Source organism: Corallococcus carmarthensis (assembly GCF_003611695.1).
Lineage (GTDB): Bacteria > Myxococcota > Myxococcia > Myxococcales > Myxococcaceae > Corallococcus > Corallococcus carmarthensis.
Map to the genome: position 1 here is coordinate 1 of NZ_RAWE01000407.1, position 3,270 is coordinate 3,270.

General features: G+C 73.6%; 2 protein-coding genes. One reads left to right on the forward strand and one right to left on the reverse strand.

Translation table 11 applies throughout. The features are described from left to right. A partial coding sequence (locus tag D7X32_RS43765; RefSeq protein WP_341868181.1) for a M1 family aminopeptidase occupies window positions 1-1,763 on the forward strand: 1,763 nt, incomplete at its 5' end. Between the two features lie 12 nt (window positions 1,764-1,775). On the opposite strand, the gene ftsY is transcribed toward D7X32_RS43765, so the two are convergent. Continuing rightward, window positions 1,776-3,270 (reverse strand): signal recognition particle-docking protein FtsY (gene ftsY / locus D7X32_RS43770; RefSeq protein WP_244239516.1); only part of this gene is annotated, 1,495 nt, incomplete at its 5' end.

Here is a 3,270-nt window from a genome sequence, read left to right on the forward strand (position 1 = left end):
CCCCCACGGCGCCCGCCATCCCGGGCGCGGGCAGCGTGGCGCCAGAGGTGCAGCTGTGCCTCCAGCACCTGAAGCCGTCGGAGCGGGACCGGGCCGCGAAGGCGCTGGGGCCGCTGGAGTCCGTGCCGCTCTACCGCGTCCAACTGGAGGTGGAGCCGAAGGAGCGGCGCGTCTGGGGCAAGGTGCAGGTGGAACTGGTGGCGAAGGGCCCCAAGCCCCTGACGGAGCTGTACCTGCGGCTGACGCCCAACACCCGCTCCCGGCAGGTGACGCTCTCCGGCGCGAAGCTCAATGGCAAGGCCGTGGCGCTGGAACTGGGGCCGGAGCCCACGGTGCAGCGCGTGGCCGTGGAGCCGCCCGTGGCCCCGGGCGGCACGGTGTCGTTGGAGGTCGCCGTGAAGGGGACGGTGCCCAAGGCGGCGCCGGGCGCGGAGTCGATGGTGGGCGCGGGCGGGCTGCTGGGCGGCGGCGGGAAGGCCGGCGCGGACGACCACGGGGCCTTCTCCGCCACGGCGGACGTCATCAGCCTGGTGGGCGTGGTGCCGCAGGTGCCCCCGGTGGATGACCAGGGCCAGCCGTGGGCCGGCCCGCAGGGCATGGGGGACCTGGCGCTGTACGAGCCCGCGCATGTGCTGGCCACGCTCACCGTGCCGGCGGGCTGGGCGGCGCACGCCACCGGGACGCCCATGGGCGCGGTGCCCGAGCGCGACGGCCGGGTGCGCTACAGCTTCGCCGCGGCGGCGGTGCGCGACTTCCCGGTGCTGGTGACGCGCGGCTACCAGTCCGCCACCGCGACCGTGAACGGCGTCACGGTGGAGAGCCACTTCGCGGCCCAGGACGCGGCCGTGGGCAAGCGCGTGCTCAAGTACGCGTCGCAGGCGCTGACGGAGTTCGAGAAGCGGCTGGGCCCGCTGCCCTACACCCACTTCCGCGTGGTGCAGGCGCCCTTGAGCGGGGGCGCGGGCGGCATGGAGTTCCCGGGGCTGGTGACGGTGGGGACGTCGCTCTACCGCGCGAAGCAGGACCCCCTGTCGATGCTGTCGGGCATGCCCGGCATGGAGGCCTTCCAGGAGCTGCTGGACGCGCAGGGCGCGAGCATGTTGGCGCAGGTGGGCGCGCAGGTCGGTGAGTCCCTGGAGCGCACGCTGGAGTTCACCGTGGCGCACGAGGTGGCGCACCAGTACTTCGCGGGGCTCGTGGGCTCCGACCCCATCCACGACCCGGTGGTGGACGAGTCACTGGCGCAGTACGCGGCGCTCCTCTACATGGAATGGGCCCACGGCCCGGAGGCCGCCGAGTCCCTGCGCAACGAGGCCCTGGTGATGCCCTACCAGTTCTTCCGGCTGACCGGCGGCGCCGACGGCCGCGCGGACCGGCCCACGGGCGACTTCGACGGGGGCGAGCTGCAGTACGGCGCGCTCGTGTACGGCAAGGCGCCGCTGCTGCACCACGCGTCGCGCAAGCTCGTGGGGGACAGCGCTTTCTTCAAGGCCCTGCGCGCGTACGTGGACACGTACCGCTTCAAGTGGGCGTGCAAGGCGTGCTTCACGCAGGAGCTGGCGAAGGCGAGCCCCACGAACGCGAAGGCGCTGGGGCAGCTGCGCACGCGCTGGTGGGAGGAGGCCCACGGCGACGAGGACCTGGGCGCGGCGGACCTCCAGGGACTGATGGAGGCCATGGGCGGAGACCTGGGCGGCGTGAAGCTGGACGCCCAGACGCAGCAGTTGCTGGAGCAGCTGTTGCCCCAGCTCATGGGGCAGTGAGCCGGACGGCGCTCAGTCGAACAGCGCCTGCACGAACTCGCGCGGCTCGAAGCGGCGCAGGTCGGCGATCTTCTCGCCCACGCCCACCCAGACCACGGGCAGCTTCAGCTCGTCGCAGATGCCGATGATGACGCCGCCCTTGGCGGTGCCGTCCAGCTTGGTGAGCGCGATGGCGCTGACGCCCACGGCCTCGTGGAACTGCTTGGCCTGCTGGATGGCGTTCTGGCCGTTGGTGGAGTCCAGCACGAGCAGGATTTCATGGGGCGCGCCGGGCAGCGCCTTGTCCATCACGCGCTTGACCTTCTTGAGCTCCTCCATGAGCGGGGCCTTGGTGTGCAGCCGGCCCGCGGTGTCCGCGATGATGACGTCGGCGCCTTCCTCTTTGGCCTTCTTCACCGCCTCGAAGATGACGGAGCTCGGGTCGCCGCCGTCCGGGCCCTTCACCAGCTGCGCCCCGGCGCGCTCGGCCCACACGTCCAGCTGCTCCGTGGCGGCGGCGCGGAACGTGTCGCCCGCGGCGAGCACCACCTTCTTGCCCTGGCCGGTGAGCTGCGCGGCCAGCTTGCCGATGGTCGTCGTCTTCCCGGCGCCGTTGACGCCCACCACCATCACCACGTGCGGCGGGCCTCCGCCCTCCAGCGAGCGCGGCACGGGCAGGTCCACCATGCGCGCCACCTCGTCGCGGATGGCGCCCTTGATGCGCTCCGGGTCCTTCAGCTCCGCGCGCTTGAGCTTCTCGCGCGCCACCTCCACCAGGTGGTCCGCCGTCCGCACGCCGATGTCGGCGGTGAAGAGGATCTCCTCCAGCTCCGACAGCACGGACTCGTCCATCGTCCGCTGCCCGCCGAACAGGCCGTTGAGCCGCGCCATGAAGCCCTGGTTGCGCGTGCGGTCCAGCCCCTGCGCCAGGGTGCGTCCGCCCTCCGCCTCCACCTTGGCGCGCGCCGCCGCGGCCTCCGCCTGACGGGCGGCCTCCGCCTGGGCGGCCTCCTGGGCGAGGGCCTCGTCGCGCAGGCGCACCGCTTCGACCTGCTCCCGCTTGCGGCGCTCGCGCGTCTCGTCGTCGACGGCCTTCTTGGCGCGGTACTCGACGCGCTTGGCGTCCTCCTCGCGCTCCTTGAGGGCGCGGACCTCCGCCTCCAGCCGGGCCTTCTCCGCCGGGTCCTTCGCGGCGTGGGCGGCGAACGAGGCCGTCTCGCGCTGACGGCGCAGCTCGTCCATGCGCGCGTGGGCGTCGTCCAGCTCCCGGCGCCGGGCGAGCTCCGCCTCGTTGGGCGGCAGCTCCACGCGCAGTTCGGGGCGCTCCGCGGGCAGCTGGGGGGCCTCCTCCGGCTTCCGGGGGGCCTCCGCCACGCGCTTCTTGCCGAAGAGCTTGCGCGCCGCGACCAGCGCCAGGACGACGAAGACGACCGCGCCGCCAATGCCCACCACCTCGCCGCCGGTGAGCCCGGTGTCCGGCGGGGTCCCCGTGCCCGGCTGCGTCGTCCCGCCGCCGGGAGTGGGGGCG